At 74.0% G+C, this 21064-nt stretch carries 18 protein-coding genes; 10 read left to right on the top strand and 8 right to left on the bottom strand.

Annotation, left to right across the window (positions count from 1 at the left end):
• Positions 1-37: 37 nt before the first annotated feature.
• The 3 genes from LG634_RS33490 to LG634_RS33480 form a co-directional block, all read right to left on the bottom strand.
• Positions 38-982: an NAD-dependent epimerase/dehydratase family protein gene (locus LG634_RS33490; protein WP_226739585.1), complete on the bottom strand. Its 945-nt coding sequence runs from the start codon at positions 980-982 to the stop codon at positions 38-40.
• Positions 983-1049: 67 nt separating this feature from the next.
• A complete protein-coding gene (locus LG634_RS33485) occupies positions 1050-2774 on the bottom strand; it encodes an acyl-CoA dehydrogenase family protein (protein ID WP_226739583.1) in 1725 nt (574 codons plus the stop codon).
• A gap of 74 nt (positions 2775-2848) precedes the next feature.
• Positions 2849-3418, bottom strand: a complete 570-nt coding sequence (locus tag LG634_RS33480; RefSeq protein ID WP_226739581.1) for a PadR family transcriptional regulator — start codon at positions 3416-3418, stop codon at positions 2849-2851.
• Positions 3419-3624: 206 nt separating this feature from the next.
• Between LG634_RS33480 and LG634_RS33475 the strand changes: the two genes are divergently transcribed.
• Both LG634_RS33475 and LG634_RS33470 read left to right on the top strand, forming a co-directional pair.
• Complete coding sequence (locus LG634_RS33475; RefSeq protein WP_226739579.1) at positions 3625-4632, top strand: ATP-binding cassette domain-containing protein; 1008 nt, start codon at positions 3625-3627, stop codon at positions 4630-4632.
• Positions 4629-5441, top strand: a complete 813-nt coding sequence (locus LG634_RS33470; protein ID WP_226739577.1) for an ABC transporter permease — start codon at positions 4629-4631, stop codon at positions 5439-5441. The genes LG634_RS33475 and LG634_RS33470 overlap by 4 nt, the downstream gene beginning before the upstream one ends.
• A 41-nt stretch (positions 5442-5482) precedes the next feature.
• Here LG634_RS33470 and LG634_RS33465 read toward each other — a convergent pair whose 3' ends face one another.
• The gene (locus LG634_RS33465) at positions 5483-5902 is read right to left on the bottom strand and encodes a VOC family protein (RefSeq protein ID WP_226739576.1); all 420 of its coding nucleotides are present in this window, start codon (positions 5900-5902) and stop codon (positions 5483-5485) included.
• 10 nt (positions 5903-5912) lie between these two features.
• Positions 5913-6341, bottom strand: coding sequence for a helix-turn-helix transcriptional regulator (locus LG634_RS33460; protein ID WP_226739574.1), 429 nt, complete (start codon positions 6339-6341; stop codon positions 5913-5915).
• A gap of 313 nt (positions 6342-6654) precedes the next feature.
• Between LG634_RS33460 and LG634_RS33455 the strand changes: the two genes are divergently transcribed.
• Entirely contained in the window at positions 6655-7074 is a 420-nt protein-coding gene (locus tag LG634_RS33455) for a VOC family protein (protein WP_226739572.1), read from the top strand.
• 116 nt (positions 7075-7190) lie between these two features.
• Positions 7191-9578 carry an ATP-binding cassette domain-containing protein gene (locus LG634_RS33450; RefSeq protein ID WP_226739571.1) on the top strand — a complete coding sequence of 796 codons (2388 nt, stop codon included), beginning with the start codon at positions 7191-7193 and terminating at the stop codon, positions 9576-9578.
• A gap of 87 nt (positions 9579-9665) precedes the next feature.
• Here LG634_RS33450 and LG634_RS38360 read toward each other — a convergent pair whose 3' ends face one another.
• The 3 genes from LG634_RS38360 to LG634_RS33435 all read right to left on the bottom strand — a co-directional run bounded on the left by LG634_RS38360 (position 9666) and on the right by LG634_RS33435 (position 12573).
• A complete protein-coding gene (locus tag LG634_RS38360; RefSeq protein ID WP_226739569.1) occupies positions 9666-10736 on the bottom strand; it encodes a class I SAM-dependent methyltransferase in 1071 nt (356 codons plus the stop codon).
• A gap of 140 nt (positions 10737-10876) precedes the next feature.
• Positions 10877-11569 carry an NAD(P)-dependent oxidoreductase gene (locus LG634_RS33440; protein ID WP_226739567.1) on the bottom strand — a complete coding sequence of 231 codons (693 nt, stop codon included), beginning with the start codon at positions 11567-11569 and terminating at the stop codon, positions 10877-10879.
• Positions 11566-12573 (bottom strand): EamA family transporter, encoded by a 1008-nt coding sequence (locus LG634_RS33435; RefSeq protein WP_226739565.1) that lies wholly within the window; start codon positions 12571-12573, stop codon positions 11566-11568. Before LG634_RS33435 ends, LG634_RS33440 begins: the two co-directional genes overlap by 4 nt.
• A 79-nt stretch (positions 12574-12652) precedes the next feature.
• Here LG634_RS33435 and LG634_RS33430 point away from each other — a divergent pair, with 79 nt between their 5' ends.
• The 6 genes from LG634_RS33430 to LG634_RS33405 all read left to right on the top strand — a co-directional run bounded on the left by LG634_RS33430 (position 12653) and on the right by LG634_RS33405 (position 21027).
• Positions 12653-13576, top strand: a complete 924-nt coding sequence (locus tag LG634_RS33430) for a LysR family transcriptional regulator (protein ID WP_226739602.1) — start codon at positions 12653-12655, stop codon at positions 13574-13576.
• Between the two features lie 55 nt (positions 13577-13631).
• The gene (locus LG634_RS33425; protein WP_226739563.1) at positions 13632-14087 is read left to right on the top strand and encodes a carboxypeptidase regulatory-like domain-containing protein; all 456 of its coding nucleotides are present in this window, start codon (positions 13632-13634) and stop codon (positions 14085-14087) included.
• Positions 14088-14450: 363 nt separating this feature from the next.
• Positions 14451-15374 carry a hypothetical protein gene (locus LG634_RS33420; protein ID WP_226739561.1) on the top strand — a complete coding sequence of 308 codons (924 nt, stop codon included), beginning with the start codon at positions 14451-14453 and terminating at the stop codon, positions 15372-15374.
• Positions 15375-15603: 229 nt separating this feature from the next.
• Complete coding sequence (locus LG634_RS33415; protein ID WP_226739558.1) at positions 15604-19425, top strand: nSTAND1 domain-containing NTPase; 3822 nt, start codon at positions 15604-15606, stop codon at positions 19423-19425.
• Positions 19426-19829: 404 nt separating this feature from the next.
• Positions 19830-20558 carry a C40 family peptidase gene (locus tag LG634_RS33410; protein ID WP_226739556.1) on the top strand — a complete coding sequence of 243 codons (729 nt, stop codon included), beginning with the start codon at positions 19830-19832 and terminating at the stop codon, positions 20556-20558.
• 88 nt (positions 20559-20646) lie between these two features.
• Entirely contained in the window at positions 20647-21027 is a 381-nt protein-coding gene (locus LG634_RS33405) for a hypothetical protein (RefSeq protein WP_226739554.1), read from the top strand.
• Positions 21028-21064: the final 37 nt, after the last annotated feature.

Raw genomic sequence — 21064 nt, 5'->3', positions numbered from 1 at the left:
CGGGCGCACCCGCCCCGCGGGCGTGTCAGCGGGCGTGTCAGCGGGCCTGGCGCGCGGTCCACCAGTCGACGGTCTCCTTGAGCTGCTCGTCGAGGGGTGTGGCGCGGACCGCGAACGAGGCCTCGTAGGCGCTCGCATCGACCTCGAACGGATGCTCGAACTGGTAGCGGATTTCCTTGAGTTCGCGGAGCAGTGGCGAGAACAGGCCGGCGAGGGCGAGGGCCGGGCCCGGGATCCGGCGGACCGCGACGGGCCGGCCGCCCGCCTGCGCGGTGAGGCGTTCGACCATCTCGCGGACCGACCGGGGCGGGGCGGTCGGGATGTGCCAGGCGCGGCCCCAGGCGCGTTCCTCGCCGGCGACCTCGACGAGGGCGCGGGCCACGTCGGGGAGGTACGTCCAGCTGTGCGGGGCGTCGGGGTCGCCGAGGGCGGAGACCGGCTTGCCGCGCAGCAGGGGCGGGACGACGCGGGCGGCCAGGTGACCGCCGTCGGTGACGCCGGGGCCGAAGAAGTCCGAGGCGCGGACCTCGACCGCCTTGATCCGGCCCTGCTCGTGCAGCGTCCGGGCCTGCTCCCACAGGCCGGCGCGGAGCCTCCCCTTGGGGCCGGTGGCGGCGAGCGGCAGGTCCTCGGTCATGGGGACGGACACCGGGCCGTAGCCGTAGAGGTTGCCCAGCATGACCAGGACGGCCCCGGTGGCCTCGGCGGCCGCGCACAGGGAGGCGGCGAGCGGCGGCCAGTCGGCGGCCCACCGGTGGTAGGGCGGTGCGGCGCAGCCGTGGATGGCGGCCGCGCCGTCGGCCGCCCCGGTCAGGCGGCGGGCGTCCGAGGCGTCGAGGGCGACGTGTTCGACACCGGGTTCGGGGGTGCGGCCCGCGGCGCCGGACCGCGTGAACACCTTGACGGTGTGGCCCTGTTCGGCCAGCAGCCGGGCGGTGGCGGCACCTGCGGGTCCGTACCCGATGACGACATGAAAGCTCACGTTCGCACCTTAGCGCGAACGTGCGGCCCGCCCTCACCGAGAAGGGCGGGCCGCCGTGCGTACGCCGCTATTCGGCCATCTCGTAGGCGCCGGAGAGCGCTTCGACGCGGGCCCACACGCGAGCGGCGCGGGCCTCGTCCACGACGGGGCGCCGGACGGCGCCGAGGGCCCACGCCTGCTGCTCCGCGGTGGCGGAGTCCTTGCCGTGGAGTTCGACGGCGTGGCCGGAGAAGTCCCGGACGAGGACGGAGAACAGCTCGTCGAGCACGGACTCGTCGAGGCCGGTCAGGCGGGCCTGCTCCAGGATCAGCTGGCCGTGGACGACGAGGGCGAACAGCTGGCCGACCGAGAGCAGGAAGTCGAGGTCGCGGCTCTGCGCCTCGTCGGGGGCCATGGTGGCGACGAACTCGCAGAGCGCGTCGGCCTGTTCGCGGAACCGGGCGACGTTCGGCAGCTCGGCGTACGCGTCGTAGGCGGGGCGCCAGTCGTGGAAGCGGACGGCGCCGAGGCCGCGGGCCGGGCCCTGGCGGAACAGGAAGTCGTCGTCGGCCGCGTCGAGCCGGGTCGGCACCTCCGGGTACGCCGCCGGGTCGAGCAGGTGGTTGCGCATGAACTTGAGGATCAGGGCGAGGTTGACGTGGACGGTGCCCTCCAGCTTGGGCAGTCCGCGGATCTCGACGGCGGCCTGGGCGAAGTAGTTGTCCTTCTCGAACCCCTTGGCCGCGATGACGTCCCACATGAGGTCGATGACCTTCTCGCCCTCGGTGGTCACCTTCATCTTCGTCATCGGGTTGAAGAGGAGGTAGCGGCGGTCGTCGGGGCCGGCGGAGCGGAAGTAGTCGACGGCTCGGTCGCTGAACAGCTTCATGCCGACCAGGCGGACGTAGGCGTCGGCCAGTTCGCGGCGCACGTGCGGGAAGGCGGTGACGGGGCGGCCGTAGAGGATGCGGTTGTGGGCGTGCGTGACGGCCTCGTACATCGCGTGCTCGCAGATGCCGATGGAGGCCGTGCACAGGTTGAACTTGCCGACGTTGACGGTGTTGAGGGCCGCGTCGAAGGCCGCGCGCCCGGTGTGCAGGACGTCCTCGGCGGTGACCGGGTAGTCCTCCAGGCGGAACTCGCTGACGAACTTGGAGGAGGGGACGACGTTCTTGACCAGGTGGTAGGCGGGGTGGCGGCTGTCGGCCGCGAAGAAGACGTACCCGTCCGGGCCTTCGACGTCGGTGCGGCGGCCGAACACGGAGACGAGGCCGGCGGCGTTGCCGTTGCCGATGTAGTACTTCGAACCGGTGGCTCGGAAGCCGCCGTTGCCGTCGGGCTGGAGCAGCATGTCGGTGGAGTAGATGTCGGCGCCGTGCGTCTTCTCCGACAGGCCGAAGGCGAACACCTCGCCCTGGGCGAGGAGTTCGGCGGCGCGGGCGCGGGCGTCGGCGTTCTCGCTCTGCCAGACCGGGCCGAGGCCGAGGATGGTGACCTGCCAGGCGTACCAGTAGTCGAGGCCGTAGAAGCCGAGGATCTCGTTGAGTGCGGCGATCCGGGCGGTGTCCCAGCGCAGGTCCTCCTGGCCCTCGCCGGCGGCGGAGGCCGGGGTGAGGAAGGTGGCGAACAGCCGCTCCTTGGCGGCGAAGGCGAGGAAGTCCGCCAGCCAGGCGCGGGAGTGGTAGTCCTCGATCAGCTTGCGCTTGCCGCGGCTCTCGAACCAGTCCACGGTGGCGCGCAGCAGCCTGCGGGTCTCCGGGTCGAAGTGCGCCGGGTCGTAGGTGTGCGGGTTGAACAGCAGGGCGTCGGCCATGGAGGTCCGCCTTCCGGGGCTGGGAGGTTGGTGGTCGAGGGGTTCGTCGGGGGCGCGGGCCGGGGCGGGCGCCGTCAGGCGGCCGGCGGCGGGGTGGCCGCGATCCGGTGCAGGGTGGCGAGGACGTCGTCGAGCCAGGCGAGGGACATCCGCTCGTACGCGATGCCGCCGCGCAGGACGACGTGCTGGAGCTCCTGCCCGGTGTCGAGGGCGTCCGGGGCGCCCGGGCCGGTGAAGTCGCGGGCTTCGCCGGCGAGGTAGTGGGCGAGCCGGTCGCTGTGGACCTGCCGGTGCCGTTCGACTTCGCGGACCAGGGCCGCGGGGTCGTCGAAGGCCGCGCCTCGGATCTTCACGGCGAGGTCGTGGCGGAGGCTCTCGGGTTCGATCGGCTCGTGGAGCCACCGGGAGAGGGCCGCGCGGCCGGGGCCGGCGACGGAGTACTCCTTCTTGTCCGGGCGGCCCTGCTGCGGCACGTCGCGGACGGCGAGCAGTCCGTCGCCCTCCATCCGCTTGAGCACGCGGTAGATCTGCTGGTGGGTGGCGGTCCAGAAGTAGCCGATGGACCGCTCGAACCGCCGGGCCAGCTCGTAGCCGGAGCCCGGCTTCTCCAGCAGGGAGACGAGGATCGCGTGGTCGAGCGCCATGCCTCCGATCCTGCTATGCAACTCGTTGCATAGACAAGCGGGGACGCGCCGGTGAGACGCGGGTCACCCGGCTACCGGGAGCAGCGGCTTCCGGGATGCCCGGGCCCGTGCCGAGGCGGCGGTTGCGGCGCCGCCGGGCGGGCTGTCAGTGGCATGCGTCACAGTGGAGAGGATGGTTTCCGGCCGTACAGGACCGAGGAGATGTCATGGAGTACGCGATCCGGGCCGAGGGTCTGGCCAAGCAGTTCAAGGAGACGCGTGCGCTGGCGGGCGTGGACCTGGCCGTGCCGACGGGCACGGTGCTGGGGATGCTCGGGCCCAACGGCGCCGGGAAGACGACCGCCGTCCGCATCTTCGCGACCCTGCTGCGGCCCGACGCCGGGCGGGCGGAGGTCGCCGGACACGACGTGGTGCGCGAGGCGGGGCTGGTGCGCTCGGTGATCGGGCTGACCGGTCAGTACGCGGCGGTGGACGAGAACCTGACCGGCACCGAGAACCTGCTCATGATCGGCCGGCTGCTGGGCATGGCGCGCGGGGAGGCCCGGGCCCGGGCGGGCGAGCTGCTGGAGCGTTTCCATCTGAGCGACGCGGCGGGCCGGGCCGTGAAGACGTACTCCGGCGGCATGCGGCGGCGGCTCGACCTCGCGGCGAGCCTGGTGGGGCGGCCCCGGATTCTGTTCCTCGACGAGCCGACGACCGGGCTCGACCCGCACAGCCGCGGCGAGCTGTGGGAACTGCTGCGGATGCTGGTCGCGGAGGGCACGACGGCCCTGCTCACCACCCAGTACCTGGAGGAGGCGGACCGGCTCGCCGACAACATCGTCGTGATCGACAAGGGCCGGGTGATCGCCGACGGCACGCCGGACCAACTGAAGTCGCAGGTCGGCGGGCAGGTGCTGGAGCTGCGGCCGCTGCGGGCCGCCGATCTGGGCGCGGCGCACGCGCTGATGGCCGAGCAGGCCGGACCGCAGGCCAAGATCGAGGGCGAGGGGGTCACGGCCCCGGTCAACGACCCCGAGCTGATGCCGGCGGTGGTGCGCCGGCTGGACCAGGCGGGGATCGCGGTGGGCGAGCTGACACTGCGCCGCTCGACCCTCGACGAGGTGTTCATGGTGCTGACCGGGCACCACGCGGAGCCGGCGCCGACGGGCGGTACGGATGACGGTGACGCGGACGACGACGAAGAGAAGCTGACGGCGGGGAGCGTGTCATGACGACCGTACCGATCGCAGAGGGTCTCGGCCGGGGCGGCCGGGTCAGGGCCACGGCCGCGGTGCGGCAGACGGCCACGATGGCCTGGCGGAGCCTGGTCTCCGTGAAGCACAACCCGCTGGAGCTGGTCGACTACAGCATCACGCCGATCATGTTCGTGTTCCTGTTCACGTACGTCTTCGGCGGGCAGATGGCGGGCACGCCGAAGGAGTACCTGCAGTACGCGCTGGCCGGCATCATCGTGCAGAACACCCTGTTCATGAGCATGTACACCGCGATGTCGTTGAACACGGACCTCACCAAGGGCGTCTTCGACCGGCTGCGCAGCCTGCCGATCGCGCGGTCCGCACCGCTGTTCGGGCGGATCGCCGCCGACCTGGCCAAGCAGCTGTGGGCGATGCTCCTCATGCTCGGCCTGGGATTCCTGCTCGGGTTCCGGATCCACGGCGGCCCGGCGGGCTTCCTGGGGGCGACCCTGCTGCTGCTCACGTTCGCCGCGGCGATGGCCTGGACCGCGGTGCTGATCGGCATGCTGGCGGGCGATGCGGAGAAGGTGCAGGTCTTCGCCTTCACGTTCATCTTCCCGATCACCTTCACGAGCAGCGCCTTCGCCCGGGTGGACACCATGCCGGGGTGGCTGCAGGCCTGGGTGAACGTCAACCCGGTCACGCACCTGTCGGACGCGTTCCGCGGACTGCTCGACGGCACGCCGGTCGGGCGGCCGGTGCTGTGGTCGCTGGTGTGGGCGGCGGGCATCGCCGCGGTGTTCATACCGCTGGCGATGCGCGCGTACCGGTCCCGGGACAAGTAGCGGTGATCCGGGCCCGTCCGGCACATCGGGCCCGGCGGGGGCTACTTCGGCGGCAGCGGCTGGGTGAAGCGCAGCATGTTGCCCGCCGGGTCGCGGAAGGCGCAGTCGCGCACGCCGTAGAACTGGTCCATCGGCTCCTGGAGGACTTCGCCGCCGGCGGCGCTGATGCGCTCGAAGGTGGCGTCGCAGTCGTCCGTCGCGAAGATGACGCCGCGCAGCAGGCCCTTGGCCATGAGTTCGGCCACGGCCCGGCGGTCGTCCGGGGAGGCGTTCGGGTCGGCGAGCGGCGGTTCGAGGACGATGTTCACGTCCGGCTGCTCGGGCGAGCCGAGGGTGACCCAGCGCATCCCCTCGTAGCCGACGTCGTTGCGGACTTCGAGGCCGAGGACGTCGCGGTAGAAGGGGAGCGCCTTGTCGTGGTCGTCGACGGCGATGAAGCACTGCGAGAGCGTGATGTTCATGCCGCCCACGCTACGGCGCGGTGCTCCGGCCCGCTTCTCCGTTCCTGACCGGTCGCGTGTAGATCTTCGCCATGCATGCGGGGATGGCGGCGGCGGGCTCGTGGTCGCCGGCCCGGTACGCGCTCGGGCTGATGCCGACGAGCTCGGTGAAGCGGGTGCTGAACGAGCCGAGCGAGGTACAGCCGACGGCGAAGCAGACCTCGGTGACGCTCAGGTCGCCGCGCCGCAGCAGCGCCTTGGCGCGTTCGATGCGGCGGGTCATCAGGTAGGCGTACGGGGTCTCCCCGTAGGCGGCGCGGAAGCTGCGGGAGAAGTGGCCCGCGGACATCAGGGCCTCGCGCGCCAGGGCGGGCACGTCGAGCGGCTCCGCGTAGTCGCGGTCCATCCGGTCGCGGGCCCTGCGCAGGCGGACGAGGTCGTCGAGGTCCGGCCGTTTCATCCGGCCAGTCTCCCACAACGCGCCTCCCCGGCGGCGGGTCCCAAGGGGCACGGGCCGCGGCTGCCGGACCGGGTGCCCGTCCGGACGGGCCGGGTGCTCTGCCGGCAGGACGGGTGCTGTCAGGCGGGCCGGGTGGTCTGCCGGACGGGCCGCGTCCGTGCACGGGCTGGAACCGCCCGCACGCCGGGTCTACGGCCGCCGGTCGCGCCGGGGTCCTGCCGCGCCAGGCCCTCCCCCGCCGGGTCCGCCGCCGCCGGGTATCGGTCAGGATCGGAGAAGCCCGGTCCGGGCCGCCCCGCCTAGCGTGCGGGGCATGGACATCCGCATTCACCGGAGCTTCCTCCCGCACACCGACCCGGACGCCTCCCTGGCGTTCTACCGCGACCTCCTCGGCTTCGAGGTCCGCGCCGACTCCGGCGCGGGCGCCCCGCGCCGGATCACGGTCGGGCCGGCCGGGCAGCCGGACACGGCCGTCGTCCTGGAGCCGCCGGCGTCCGAGCACGGCGTCACCGAGGACGAGCGCCGCACGGTCGCCGAGATGATGGCCAAGGGCACGTACGCCCGGATCACCTTGGCCACGGCCGATCTCGACGCGGTCTTCGCCCGGCTCCGGGACGGCGGGGCCGAGGTCGTCCGGCCGCCCGCGGAGCAGCCGTGCGGTGGCCGGGACTGCGCGGTCCGCGACCCCGCGGGCAACCTCGTCCGCATCGACGAAGTGAAGGAACTGCCCTGAGCCCGCCGGGGCGGCAGCGGACGTACGCTCGACGGTGATCGGACCGGATCGAGCCACGCAACGACGGCGGAGGCCGCGGCGGACCGGCTCCGCCGCGGCGCTACGGATGGAGACACATGGGCACGGGCAAGAGGACGCACACGCAGTCGTCCGAGCGGCACGCGGCGGACAGCCACGACCTGATCCGGGTGCACGGGGCGCGCGTGAACAACCTCAAGGACGTCAGCATCGAGATCCCCAAGCGCCGCCTGACGGTGTTCACCGGCGTCTCCGGTTCGGGCAAGAGCTCCCTGGTGTTCGACACCATCGCCGCCGAGTCGCAGCGGCTGATCAACGAGACGTACAGCGCCTTCCTACAGGGCTTCATGCCCACCCTGGCGCGGCCCGAGGTCGACGTGCTGGACGGGCTGACCACGGCCATCGCCGTCGACCAGCAGCGGATGGGCGGCGACCCGCGGTCCACGGTCGGCACCGCGACCGACGCGAACGCCATGCTGCGCATCCTGTTCAGCCGGCTCGGCAAGCCGTACATCGGCCCGCCCAGCGCGTACGCGTTCAACGTCCCCTCGGTCCGGGCGTCCGGAGCGATCACCGTCGAGCGCGGCGACCGGAAGGCGGTGAAGGCGACCTTCACCCGCACCGGCGGCATGTGTCCGCGCTGCGAGGGCCGGGGCAGCGTCACCGACCTCGACCTCACCCAGCTCTACGACGACTCCAAGTCCCTCGACGAGGGGGCGCTTACCATCCCCGGCTACAAGCCGGGCGGTTGGAACCACCGGCTCTACAGCGAGTCGGGCCTCTACGACCCGGCCAAGCCGATCCGCCGGTTCACCAAGCGGGAGCTGCACGATTTCCTGCACCGCGAGCCGACCCGGATGAAGATCGCCGACATCAACATGACGTACGAGGGCCTGGTGCCGCGCATCCAGAAGTCGATGCTGGCCAAGGACCGGGAGGCGATGCAGCCGCACATCCGGGAGTTCGTCGACCGGGCGGTCACCTTCACCACCTGCCCCGAGTGCGACGGCACCCGCCTGAGCGAGGGCGCCCGCTCCTCGAAGATCAAGAAGGTGAGCATCGCCGACGCCTGCGCGATGCAGATCAGCGACCTGGCGGAATGGGTCCGCGGGCTGTCCGAGCCCTCGGTAGCCCCGCTGCTCACCGCGCTGCAGGGCACCCTGGACTCGTTCGTCGAGATCGGTCTGGGCTACCTCGCGCTGGACCGGCCGTCGGCGACGCTGTCGGGCGGCGAGGCGCAGCGGGTCAAGATGATCCGGCACCTCGGGTCCTCCCTCACGGACGTCACGTACGTCTTCGACGAGCCGACGATCGGTCTGCACCCGCACGACATCCAGCGGATGAACGGCCTGCTGCTGCGGCTGCGGGACAAGGGCAACACGGTGCTGGTGGTGGAGCACAAGCCGGAGGCGATCGCGATCGCGGACCACATCGTCGACCTGGGGCCGGGCGCGGGCTCGGCGGGCGGCACGGTCTGCTACGAGGGCGACCTCGACGGGCTGCGGGCGGGCGACACCATCACCGGGCGGCACCTCGACGACCGAGCCGCGCTGAAGGAGACCGTGCGCGGGGCCACCGGGGCGCTGGAGATCCGCGGGGCGACGGCGAACAACCTGCGCAAGGTCGACGTGGACGTCCCGCTGGGCGTGCTGACGGTGGTCACCGGCGTGGCCGGATCCGGCAAGAGTTCCCTGCTGCACGGGTCGATCCCCACCGAGGAGGGTGTGGTGGCCGTCGACCAGACCCCGATCCGCGGGTCGCGGCGCAGCAATCCGGCGACGTACACGGGGCTGCTGGAGCCGATCCGGAAGGCGTTCGCCAAGGCCAACGGGGTGAAGCCGGCCCTGTTCAGCGCGAACTCGGAGGGTGCCTGCCCCACTTGCAACGGTGCCGGTGTCGTCTACACGGACCTGGCCATGATGGCGGGGGTCGCGAGCACGTGCGAGGACTGCGAGGGCAAGCGGTTCCAGGCGGCCGTCCTCGAATACCGGCTCGGGGGGCGGGACATCAGCGAGGTGCTGGCGATGTCCGTGACCGAGGCGGCGGCGTTCTTCGGTGACGGCGAGGCCGGCACGCCTGCCGCGCACCGGATCCTGGAGCGGCTCGTCGACGTCGGTCTCGGGTACGTGAGCCTGGGCCAGCCGCTCACGACGCTGTCGGGCGGTGAGCGGCAGCGGCTGAAGCTGGCCGTCCACATGGCCGACAAGGGCGGGATCTACGTCCTCGACGAGCCGACGACGGGTCTGCACCTGGCGGACGTCGAGCAGTTGCTCGGTCTGCTCGACCGGCTCGTGGACTCCGGGAAGTCGGTCATCGTGATCGAGCACCATCAGGCGGTCATGGCGCACGCCGACTGGATCATCGACCTCGGTCCGGGTGCCGGCCACGACGGCGGCCGGGTCGTCTTCGAGGGCACCCCCGCCGAGCTGGTCGCGGCCCGCTCCACCCTCACGGGCGAGCACCTGGCCCAGTACGTGGGCGCCTGACGCGGGACGGGGCGGGGTCACGCTGCCGTGGTCCCGCCCGTGCCGGTCCCGCCCGTCCGGTCAGGCCGTCCGGTCACGCCCCTCCGGTCACGGCCGGATGTCGTAGAGGACGTTGAACGGGTCCTCGGCCGTGGAGCGGGTGACGGAGGTGAAGCCGGCCACCGCGGTCAGGTCGCGGACGACGGATTCGGGAGTGCCGCAGGTGCCGAGGCCCGCGCCGCCGCTCGCGAGGGACGTGGTCATGCAGTAGAAGACGCTGAAGCCGTAGAGCATCGCGGCGACGGGGCCGACGTTGTCCTCGGGGCGGTCCGCGCAGTTGATCTCCAGCATGAGGTAGTCGCCGTCGTCCTTGAGGGCGGCCCGGATCGCGGTGAGGAGCCGCTGCGGTTCGGCGGAGTCGTGGATGACGTCGAAGGTCGTGATCACGTCGTACCGGCCGGGCAGTCCCTGGGCGGCGTCGACGGTCTCGAAGGAGACCCGGTCGGCAACCCCGGCGGCCTCCGCGTTGGCGCGGGCGCGCTCCACCTGGCCGGGGAAGTTGTCGAAGCCGTGGAAGCGGGACCGGGGGAAGGCCTGGGCGAGGACGATGAGGGCGCGGCCGGCGCCGCAGCCCACGTCGGCGACGTCGACGCCCTGCTCCAGCTTCTCGACGACGTGCGGGAAGGTCCCCAGCCAGTCGTGGACCATCACGGTCTCGAACCAGCTGCCCGTGAAGCGGCTCATGCCGTCCCACAGGCTGTCCGGGTAGTCGCTCTGGCTCACGCCGCCGCCGGTACGGAAGGCCTCGGCCAGCCGCTCGTACGGGGCGAAGGCGGCGGGCATCATCTGGTAGACGCCGCCGAGGAACATCGGACCCGATTCGTCGGCGAGGGCGACGGCGTGCTCGGGCGGCAGCACGAAGCGTCCGGGCCCGGGCTCCTCCAGGTAGCCGGCGGCGGTGAGGCCGCGCAGCCATTCGCGTACGTAGCGCTCGTCGAGTCCCAGTCCGTCGGCGAGGTCCCGGCTGCCGGACGGGCCGTCGGCCGCGAGGGCCTTGAACAGGCCGAGCCGGTCGCCGAGGTGGCACAGGCCGATCGCCATCGTGCCGCTGAGGTCGCCGAGTGCCTTCTCCATGAAGGCCTCGACCTTCGCTTCGTCCATCTCCGGCTGTGCCGTCACGGTGCTCCTCCCGGCCGCGCGGCCGCGGGTGCGGCCGCCGGCGGCCAGCAAAGCACCGGCCGCCCGCCCGGCCCCGCCGCCACGACGGGCCCGGGCGTCGCGGCGGGCCCGGGCCACCCGATCCGCGCATCCGCCCGCCCTCACCCGGCGGCGTGTCCGTCCTGCTCGGCGACCGTGATGTGGGAATCGGCGCCGGGCCGCTCCAGTTCGTCGACGACGGCGACGGCCAGGTCCTCGGCGCTGATCCGGGACGTCCCGTCGGCTGCGGTGAGCAGGGTGTCGGAGCCCCGCCGGTAGCGTCCGGTACGGCTGCCGGGCTCGAGCAGGGCCGGTGGGCTGAGGTAGACCCAGTCGGAGTGGCCGTGGCGGCGGCAGGCGTCCAGCTGGGCCAGCCCGGCGGCGGCGACCGGCCGCCACTCGGCGGGGACGTAGGCCGGGTCGTCGGCGACCAGCCGGGCGGGGTCGCCGGGGCTGCGGAGCGCACCGGCTCCGCCGACCACGAGAACGCGCATGCCGCGGCCGGCGGCGGCGTCGAGCACCGTACGGGTGGTGCCGACGAGGAAGTCCCGGTCCACCGGCAGGGTCCGTACGGCCAGCACGACGGCGTCCGGCGCGGTGCCGACGGGTCCGGTCAGGGCCTCGCGGAGGGCCTGGGGGTCGGTGGCGTCGACCGCGACCGGTGTCACGCGGGCGGTCCGGTCGACGGGTTTGCGGGAGAGGGCGACCACCCGGTGGCCGCGGGCCGCCGCTTCGGTCATCACCCGGCTGCCGACCATGCCGGTGGCGCCGAGCACGGCGATCGTCAGGGCGCGGGGCGTCTCGTCCGGGGTCATCGCCGGCCCCGCTTCGGGGAGTTGAGCTGCGCGGCGAGCATGGCGGCGAGGGCAAGGAGGAAGCCGAGGCCCTGCAGGAGGGTCAGGGACTCGCCCAGCGCGGTGCCGATGACGGTCGCGACCAGCGGCGACAGCAGGACGAGCGGTGCGGATGCGCCGACCGGCAGCCTGCCGATGCCGCGGAACCACAGGGTGTACGCGATCAGGCCGCCCATGCTGCCCAGCCACAGGTAGCCGCCGGCGGCTCCGGCGCCGACCGATGACGGCACGCCTTCGACCAGCAGGGTGAGGGGCAGCAGCACCAGTCCGCCGACGGCCAGCTGCCAGCCGGCGAGGGACAGCGGGCCGACTCCTTCGGGGCGGCCCCATCGCTTGGTCAGCACGACCCCGCCGGCCATCAGGACGGTGCCGGACAGCCCGGCGACCACACCGAGGGCGTCGAGCCGGGCCGTCGGCCCGAGGACGACGAGTCCGACCCCGAGCACGCCGACCACGCCCCAGGCCCATCTCCACACCGTCGGCCGGTCGTGGAGCACTCCGATCGCCAGTCCGGCGACGAGCAGCGGCTGTGCGGCGCCGAGGGTGGCGGCCACGCCACCGGGGAGGCGTTCGGCGGCGAAGAACAACAGGGGGAAGAACGCACCGATGTTGAGCACGCCGAGGACGGCCGCCTTCCACCACCAGTCGCCGCGCGGGAGCGTCCGGGTGATCGCCAGCGCCAGCAGCCCGGCGGGCAGCGCGCGCATCAGGCCGGCGAACAACGGATGCCCGGGCGGTAAGAGTTCGGTGGTCACTCCGTACGTCGTCCCCCACGAGATCGGAGCGATGGCGGTCACCGCAACGATCGCGGCGCGTTTGGCGAACGCGGCCCGCCGGGCCCGTTGCGCGGGTTCTCCTGCCCCGGCCGGGGCGGTGTTCAGGTCGCTGCCGTGGTGCAGGCGCTGCTCGTCGGTCTGCTCGTCGTCAATACGCGGGCTGCTCTGCCTGTTCTGAGTCATCTGCATGAGGTCAAGTCTGATGACCCATCACCATGACGGCAAAGCATGGTTGTCATGACAGCCATGAACGAGCACGATGGAACATGTGGATCTCCAGCAGCTGCGTTACGTGGTCGCCGTTGCGGAGACCCGCAACTTCACACGTGCCGCGGAACGTTGTGATGTGGGCCAGTCCTCGCTCAGCCACCGCATTGCGAGTCTGGAGCGCGAGCTGGGCGTGCGGCTGTTCGCCCGCTCCAGCCGCCGGGTCGAACTCACCAGCGCCGGGGCCGCGTTCCTCGGCGGCGCACGGGACTGCCTGGCGGCCGCCGACCGTGCGGTGGCCGATGCGGCGGCGGCCGCGGGGGTGGTGCGCGGCCGGCTCGCGGTCGGCGTGATCGTCACCACGGCCGCCGTCGACGTACCGGAGCTGCTCCAGCGCTACCGGGCTCAACACCCGGACGTGCGGGTGCTGTTGCGGGCCGGCGGCAGCGACGAGCTGGCGGCGGCGATCCGGCGGGGCGAGCTCGACATCGCGTTCCTCGGCATGCCGGAGGGGGAACGGCCGGCCGGGGTGGAGGCGCTGGTGCTCGACCACGACGCGCACGTGCTGGTGGTGCCGGCCGGGCACCGGCTGGCGGGCGCCCCGCAGGTCACGCTCGCCGAGGTCGCCGACGAGACGTTCGTGGACTTCGTGGCCGGCACTCCGGCCCGGGCCCAGTCGGACCAGGCGTTCGCCGCCGCGGGTCTGGTCCGCGACGTCGCGTACGAGGCCGGGGTCGCCGAACTGATCACCCGGCTGACCGCCCGCGGCCTGGGCGTGGCCCTGCTGCCGTCGGCCTTCGTCCGTCCGCAGATCGCGGACGATCCCGAACTGGCGCTGGTCCGCGTCGTCGACGGCCCGCACCGCGTCGAGTACCTGGCCTGGAGCCGCTTCAACCCCAGCCCGGCCACCCGCGCTCTGCTCGACGTCATGGGCGTACGGCCGTCGGCCGGCCGGGACGCGGAGGCCCGCCCCGACCGCAATTGACATGGTCCGTGCGCGGGGCGAACCTGACATCAGGTGCGCCCGAGAGGGGACCCTCATGTACGGGCACGTGCGATCCATCACCGGGGACGAGCCGATCTTCATGATCAAGGTGAGCGTCTACCATCCCGACCTCACCCTCGTCGACCACGCCTACACCAGCGAGGACGGCTCGTACAGCATCGCCGTGGCGGCCGGCGAGACGGTCACCGTCCGCTTCGACACGCACCACTCGCTCACCAATGCGGACAGCTGGCAGCCGTCGCTGCTCACCGACGTGGTCACCGACGACACCGCGCCGCTCGACCGCCGCCTGGTCCCCGTGGGCCAGTTCGCCGACACGGCACGCGGCATCGACGTCCTCGCCGCCTTCCTCCAGGCCTCGGCCGTGGAGGGACCGGAGTACGCCGCCCATGCCGTGACCCGGCTGTCCCAGATCAAGCAGAACACCCTGTTCCTCCAGGGCGTCCAGGCAGCCGTTCTCCGGCACTTCGCGGAGCAGCCCGGCACCTGACGACCCGCACCCGACCCGGCCGGTGGTCTCCGTGCCGCCGCTGCGGCTACGGGTCCTCGATGCGGAGCGCATTCCCGCCCGGCCGCCGTCGGCGACCGTACCGCCGAACTTCCGGGAGCGGACGCCTTTCGTCGAAGCGATCGTCCTCCCCGCGGGCTGGCCGCCGGTCTGGCCCCGTTCCCCCGGGGCCACCCGTCTGCACACCGCGGGCCCGGCGGGCCGCCGACCCGCCGCACCCCCCGTTTGCCTGCCCCGAATGGCGTATGACGCTGAGGTACTGCCTAATGACAATGCGTGCACCTCCTAGGTGCACAGCGACCGACGCGCATGAGTAGACCCGTGCGTCGGCGAACGGAGCTTGTCATGAACCAACCCATCCGATCCGCGGCTGCACCGGCAGGCGGCCACGGACCTTCCGAGACCCAGCCGACGGCCGACCCGGCCGCGGACCCGCTGCGCACCCTCATGGACACCGTGGCGACCTGCCGTCCGCTGGACCAGGTCACCGAGCTGGTGTCCCTGCTCAAGGAGGGCGGCCGGCACCCCGACCTGGTCCGGGACGCGGTGTCGACCGCGGCCGTCAACCGGCCGGTGGACGAGGTCGGGCGGCTGATCGGCCACCTGTGCCAGTCCCCGCAGGAGCAGGCGGAGGCCGAGATCGCGCTGCGCGCGGCAGCCGCCGGACGCCCCATCGAGGACGTCGCCACCCTGGTGGGCATCCTCGCCGCCCCCACCCCGCCCGTTCCGGTGCCGGTCCCGGTGCCCGAGCCGGACGGCCGGGAGCCCGTCGGGCCGCGTCCGGCCGAGGAGGGGTCCGTCGAGTACGACATGGCCCGCCTCACCGTCCGGCGCCGCGCCCCGGAGGCCCCTCCGGCCGAGCCGCCGGCCCGCACGCCCCGGCCAGAGGTGCGCTGGGCCGCGGGGCTCGCGCTGCTGTTCGTCGCCGCCCTGCACCTGCCCGCCGACCCGGCGGCCGTGCTCTCCGGTGCCGGTGACGCGGTGGTGCCCGCCGTCACCGCGGTGCTGTGCGTCCTCGGCGCCCTGGCCCTGACGGTACGGAGCGCAGTGGCGGCCTGGTGGGGTGCGGCGGCCACCGCCGGCGCGGTGATCGTCCTGCACCTCGCGGGCCGGACGGCCGGGTTCGACCCGCTGTCCGGCACGCTCGGCGCCCCCGTGCCGTGGGCCGGTGCCGCCGCCGTCCTGGGCGCGGCCATCGCCCTGATCCTCACGGCGGCCGTCCTGCGTCCGCCGGCCCGGAACGAGGTCGGGGCCGACCGCGTCTGCTGACCCCGTCCGGCCGGGTCCGCCCCCGCCGCCGACCGCCCCGCGCGGTCCGGCCGCGGGGGCGGCTCCGTTCACGGCCTTCCCGTCCCCCGGTCCCGTCCCCCGCCCGCGTCACCCTCCGTCCGCCGCGGCCCACCCGCGCGGCCGGGAATCAGCCGAACGAGTCAGCGGGCCGTGCGGGCAGGGGGTCCGGATCGCTAGCGTGAGGAGCCGCAACGGTGCGGAGGCACGTATGGACGGGACACGCGGCCGGTCGCCGGACGACGCCGGGGAGACCGTGGGCGCGGGCGGACACCCTGCCGGATCCGAGGAGTTCGGACCGGCACTGCGGCGGCTGCGGACCGAGCGCGGTCTGTCGCTGTCCGCCCTGGCCCGGCTGGTCCACTACAGCAAGGGCTACCTGAGCAAGATCGAGAACGGTGGCAAGCCCCCGACCGGCGACCTGGCACGCTCCTGTGACGCCGTGCTCCGCGCGGGCGGCGCCCTGGCCGCACTCGCCCCCGAGGTGCCCGCGGCCCGGCAGCCGGAACCCGCCGCCGAGTGCCCGTACCGCGGTCTCGCCGCCTTCGGCACCGAGGACGCCGGCTGGTTCTTCGGCCGGGAGCACGCCACCACCGCCCTGCTGGAGCGGCTCGCCCAGCGCGCCGGCCGGGGCCCGCTCGCCGTGGTCGCCTCCTCGGGCGCCGGCAAGTCCTCCCTGCTGCGGGCCGGTCTGGTGCCGGCCCTCCGCCGGGCCGGCACCCGCCGGGTGGTGATCTGCACCCCGACGGCCGACCCGCTGGCGGAACTCCTCGAAGCCGTCGCCGCCCTCACCGGCGAAACCGGGGCCCTGCCCACCGCCGCCGCCCTCGCCGACCGGCCCGGCCTGCTGGTGCCGGCCGTGCGCACCGCCCGCGGCACGGACGGACTCGTGCTGGTCATCGACCAGTTCGAGGAGGTCTTCACGCTGTGCCGGGACGAGCCGCAGCGCCGCGCGTACGTCGCCGCTCTCGCCGCGCTCTGCGCCGGCGGCCCGGACGCCGCGGCCGTGGTGGTGCTGGGCCTGCGCGCCGACTTCAGCGGCCGCTGCCTGGCCTACCCCGAACTCGCCGACGTGTTCACCCACGGCCTGTTCGTCCTGGCGCCCATGACCCCGGACGAGCTGCGCGCCGCCGTCACCCGCCCGGCCGACCGGGCCGGCCTGGTCCTCGAACCGGGGCTGGTGGAACTCCTGTTGCGCGATGCGGGTGCCGCCGGCGGCGGCCCGCCCAGCGCCGCCTGGGCGCTGCCTCTGCTGTCCCACGCCCTCCTCGTCACCTGGGGCGCGCGGACCGGCCGTACGCTCACCGTCGCCGGGTACGAGGCGACCGGCGGGCTGCGCGGCGCGGTCGCCCGTACCGCCGAGGAGGTGTTCTCCGCGCTCGACCACGACGGCCAGACGGCGGCCCGTCGGGTGCTGCTCCAACTGGTGCACGTGGGCGACGGGGTGGTGGAGACCCGCCGCCGGACCGCACCGGACCGGCTGACCGCGGGCGTACGGGATCCCCGCGCGGCCTCGGCGGCACTGGACTCGTTCGTCCGCGCCCGCCTGGTGACGGCCGGCGAGACCGCGGTGCAGATCACTCACGAGGCCCTGCTCCAGGTGTGGCCGCGGCTGCGCGGCTGGATCCACGCCGACCGGGCCGGGCTCCTCCTGCACCAGCAGCTCGCCGACGCGGCCGCGGCCTGGATCCGGGAGGACCGCGACCCCGAGCTGCTGTACCGGGGCAATCGGCTGGCCGCCGCCGACGAGTGGGCCGAGCAGCAGGACGGCCGGGACCCGCCGGGTCCGGCGGAGACTGAGTTCCTGGCGGCGAGCCGGGCGGAGGAGGACGGCCGCCGCCGGCGGGCGCTGCGGCAGGCCAGGACCCGCCGCCGCCTGCTCGCCCTGCTCGCCGTGCTGCTGACGGCCGCGCTGGGCGCCGGCGTCCTGGCGTTCCACCAGCGGTCACGGGCCGTGGCGGAGCGGCGGGTCGCCCAGTCGCAGGCGATGGCGGTGCAGTCGGAGGCGATGGCGTCCGGACAGCCGGAGGCGTCGATGCTGCTCGCGGCCCAGGCGTACCGGACGGCTGCGACGAAGGAGGCCCGTGGTGCGCTCCTGAGCACGCAGGCGCAGGCGTTCGCGGGTCGGCTGGCCGGTCACACGGGCCCGGTGAACACGGTGGCGTTCGCTCCCGACGGCCGGCTGCTGGCGACCGGCAGCAGCGACGGCACGGTCCGGCTGTGGGGCGGCCCGGGCCACCGGTCGGTGGCGGCGGTCCTCACCGGGCACGGCGGGCCGGTGCTCGGGGCGGCGTTCGGCGCGGGCGGCCGGCTGCTGGCCTCGGGGGGCACCGACGGCACGGTCCGGCTGTGGCGGCTGCCGGACCGCCAGCCGGCGGGCGTCCTGTACGGACACAGCGGCGGGGTCCGCTCGGTGGCCTTCTCCCCCGACGGGCGTACGGTCGTCTCGGGCGGCATGGACGGCACGGTCCGCCTGTGGGACGTCGCCTCCGGGCATCTCGCCGCGACCCTGCGCGGGCACACCGACACGGTCCACGGCGTCGCGTTCGCTCCCGACGGCCGTACGGTCGTCTCGGGCGCGGCAGACCGTACGGTCCGGCTGTGGTCCGTGCCGCAGCCTCCGACGGAAGCCCGCCCGCCGGCCGTCCTCGCCGGTCACACGGACGGGGTGCTGGGCGTGGCCTTCGCCCCCGACGGCCGCAGCGTGGCCTCGGGCAGCGCGGACCGGACGGTACGCCTGTGGAGTACGGCGGGACTGCCCGGCAGCGGCGCCGGCCCGCTCCGGCGGGCCGCGGCCGCGGTGCTGCGCGGTCACAGCGACGACGTGAACGCGGTGGCCTTCACCTCGGACGGCCGGGGCGTGGTGAGCGGCAGCGGCGACGGCACGGCGAAGGTGTGGGACACCGCGGGCCACCGCCTCACCCAGACGTACGGCGGCCACGCCGACTACGTGCTCGCGGTCGCGGTCGGTCCGGGCGGCCTGCTGGCCACGGGCAGTTTCGACCGGTCCGCGGTGCTGTGGGATCCGGGCCGCAGCACGCTGGTGGCCCGCCCGTTCGCCGAGCTGTGGCAGTCGGCGTTCGCCCCGGACGGCCGGCTCCTCGCGTCGGCCGCGGCCGACGGAACCGTACGGCTGTGGGACATGGCCGGTCACCGGCCGGCGGGGACACTGACCGGCCATCAGGGGGCGGTGTTCGCAGTGGCCTTCGCCCCCGACGGCCGCACCCTCGCGTCGGCCGGCGCGGATCGCACGGTCCGGTTGTGGGACACCCGGCGGGGCACTGTGCTGGCGGTCCTGACCGGTCACCTGGGCTCGGTGTTCGCGGTGGCGTTCGCGCCCGACGGGCGGACCCTGGCGTCGGCGAGCGCGGACCGGACGGTGAAGCTGTGGGACACGGCCGGCCGCCGCCAGCTGACGAGTCTGACCGGCCACCAGGACTTCGTCAACACGCTGGCGTTCAGCCCCGACGGCCGGCTGCTGGCCTCGGGCAGCGACGACCTGACCCTGCGGCTGTGGGATCCGGCCGCCCGCCGGGAGCGGGCGGTGCTGCGGGGGCATTCCGGGGCGGTGCGGAGCGTGGCGTTCGGCCCTGCCGGCCGGCCCCTGGCCAGCAGCGGCAACGACGGCACGGTCCGGCTCTGGGATCCCGGCAGCGGCAGCACGCTCGCCGTGCTGACCGGGCATGTCGGGGCGGTACGGGCGGTGGCGTTCGGGCCGCGGGGCCGGACCCTGGTGTCGGGTGGCGTGGACGGCACCGTCCGGGTGTGGGACGCCGTCCGGTTCCGGTCGGCCGCCTCGCTGGCGGGGCACGCGGGCGCGGTGTGGGGTGTCGCCTTCGACCCGTCGGACGGCCGGCCGGCCAGCAGCGGAACCGACGGCACGGTCCGTCTGTGGTCGCTGGACCCGGCGGCCCGCCTCGCCGCGATCTGTGCGCTCACCGGGGGTTCCGGGCCGGACGTGCGGGACCGGGCGGCGAGCGGGGAGGCGCACCTGCCGCCGGGACTCGGTCTGTCGGCCAAGCCGTCCTGCTGACGCCGGGCCGGCTCCCCAACGGTGCGGGTTTCCCGGGGGGTTTCCCGTTTCCCGCCCAGGTGGGAGACGCGGCGGTCCTCGACACCGGGGGTCGGCGCAGGCCAGTGTCGAAGGGCCGGCGGATCAGCCGGTGGCAGCCGCGGCCCGGCTTCAGGGGCGTACGTCGCGGCACCGCACGGTTCGAGGGGAAGCGGGGCACGGGGATGCACGGGTGGTGGCGGAAGCCGCAGCACGGGGGAGGCACGGTGCCGGGAGCCGGCAGAAGACTCACGGCACCGGCGCGCGGCGGCCGGTGGGCCAGAACCGCCGCGGTCGGGGCGGCGGTCCTGGCCCTGGCGGCCGCGGCCGGGGGTGCAACGGCGAACGGGGCGGGTGCGCCCCGGTCCGCGGACACGGCCTGCGGGGTGCTCGCTCCGGGCGCTTCGGCGGCGGCGGAGGCCGCCGTACGGGCCGCCTGCGAGCAGATCGGGGTCTGGTACACGTGGGGTGGCGGCCACGGGCCGGAGCCGGGCCCCACGTACGGCCAGGTGGACCCGAGCGACCCGGCCAGCGAGCACGACCCGGAGCGTCTCGGCTTCGACTGCTCGGGGCTGGTGCGCTTCGCGTACGCCCGTGCCGTCGGCCGTGATCTGCTCCCCGGCAATGCCGGCCACCAGTTCAACACGCCGCACGCGTCCGCCCGGTTCAGCGCCGGGCAGGGCACGGGTCCCCTGCTGCCGGGCGACCTGCTGGCCTGGGGTTCGGGCGGTTCGATCCACCACATCGCCCTCTACCTCGGCGCGGGGAAGATGGTGGAGGCCCGGCAGTCCGGCACCCGGATCATGGTGAGCGACGTTCGGCTGGGCGGTGACTACGCCGGTGCGGTCCGCATCGGGGCACCGGCGCCGGGCACGTTCCGCACCTGGGGCACGGACGTCTGGACCCACAGCGAGCCGGCGACGGGCAGTCCGCGCGTGCACAAGTTCCCCGGCCCGACCACCGTCCGCGTCCAGTGCCAGAAGCACGCCGAACTCGTCACCGCGGACGGCTACACGAACGACGCCTGGTCCTACCTGCCCGAGTACCGGGCGTGGATCACCAACATCTACATCCAGGGCCCGGCCTGGCTGGACGGCGTACCCACCTGCCCGTGACCGGCGGCCCTCCCACCCCACGACACATCACGTCACATCACGTCACATCACCCATGCGTACATCCGTACGACTTCACCTGGAGGAAGCATGTCTGCTGTCAAGACGACCGCACTCGGTCTGGCCGCCGCGCTCACCGCCGGCCTGGCCGTCCTGGCCGGCCCGGCCACCGCCGTACCGACGGCCGGCAAGGCGGCCGCCGCCGAATGCGGGGTCCGCTCCGACGGCAAGCTCTGGTGCGGCAACCGTGTCGGCGCCAAGGGCTACGAGCACCGCCGTTACAACTCGGGCGTGCGGGGACCGCTCAACACGAGCTTCAGCTGGTTCCAGTGCTGGGGCCCGGGTGACGTGCACCCCGGCGGCAACAACGTCTGGTACTGGACGCAGTTGGACAACGGCCAGTGGGGCAACGTGCCGGCCGTCGACGTCCACACCCCGGTCGACCCGGCCCCGGGTCTGCGCCAGTGCTGACGGGTACCCGCTGCTTGACGGCAACCGTCTGACATTG

This window comes from Streptomyces bambusae (assembly GCF_020532645.1).
GTDB classification, from domain to species: Bacteria; Actinomycetota; Actinomycetes; order Streptomycetales; family Streptomycetaceae; genus Streptomyces; species Streptomyces bambusae.
The sequence above is the reverse complement of the archived record's forward strand: the minus strand, read 5'-3'. Positions and strand labels throughout refer to the sequence as shown.

Excerpts from the sequence above, each read along its gene's own strand:
- LG634_RS33485 (WP_226739583.1), bottom strand. The coding sequence starts at position 2,774 with ATGGCCGACGCCCTGCTGTTCAACCCGCACACCTACGACCCGGCGCAC.
- LG634_RS33480 (WP_226739581.1), bottom strand. The coding sequence starts at position 3,418 with ATGGCGCTCGACCACGCGATCCTCGTCTCCCTGCTGGAGAAGCCGGGC.
- LG634_RS33475 (WP_226739579.1), top strand. The coding sequence starts at position 3,625 with ATGGAGTACGCGATCCGGGCCGAGGGTCTGGCCAAGCAGTTCAAGGAG.
- LG634_RS33470 (WP_226739577.1), top strand. The coding sequence starts at position 4,629 with ATGACGACCGTACCGATCGCAGAGGGTCTCGGCCGGGGCGGCCGGGTC.
- LG634_RS33465 (WP_226739576.1), bottom strand. The coding sequence starts at position 5,902 with ATGAACATCACGCTCTCGCAGTGCTTCATCGCCGTCGACGACCACGAC.
- LG634_RS33460 (WP_226739574.1), bottom strand. The coding sequence starts at position 6,341 with ATGAAACGGCCGGACCTCGACGACCTCGTCCGCCTGCGCAGGGCCCGC.
- LG634_RS33455 (WP_226739572.1), top strand. The coding sequence starts at position 6,655 with ATGGACATCCGCATTCACCGGAGCTTCCTCCCGCACACCGACCCGGAC.
- LG634_RS33450 (WP_226739571.1), top strand. The coding sequence starts at position 7,191 with ATGGGCACGGGCAAGAGGACGCACACGCAGTCGTCCGAGCGGCACGCG.
- LG634_RS33440 (WP_226739567.1), bottom strand. The coding sequence starts at position 11,569 with ATGACCCCGGACGAGACGCCCCGCGCCCTGACGATCGCCGTGCTCGGC.
- LG634_RS33435 (WP_226739565.1), bottom strand. The coding sequence starts at position 12,573 with ATGCAGATGACTCAGAACAGGCAGAGCAGCCCGCGTATTGACGACGAG.
- LG634_RS33425 (WP_226739563.1), top strand. The coding sequence starts at position 13,632 with ATGTACGGGCACGTGCGATCCATCACCGGGGACGAGCCGATCTTCATG.
- LG634_RS33420 (WP_226739561.1), top strand. The coding sequence starts at position 14,451 with ATGAACCAACCCATCCGATCCGCGGCTGCACCGGCAGGCGGCCACGGA.
- LG634_RS33415 (WP_226739558.1), top strand. The coding sequence starts at position 15,604 with ATGGACGGGACACGCGGCCGGTCGCCGGACGACGCCGGGGAGACCGTG.
- LG634_RS33405 (WP_226739554.1), top strand. The coding sequence starts at position 20,647 with ATGTCTGCTGTCAAGACGACCGCACTCGGTCTGGCCGCCGCGCTCACC.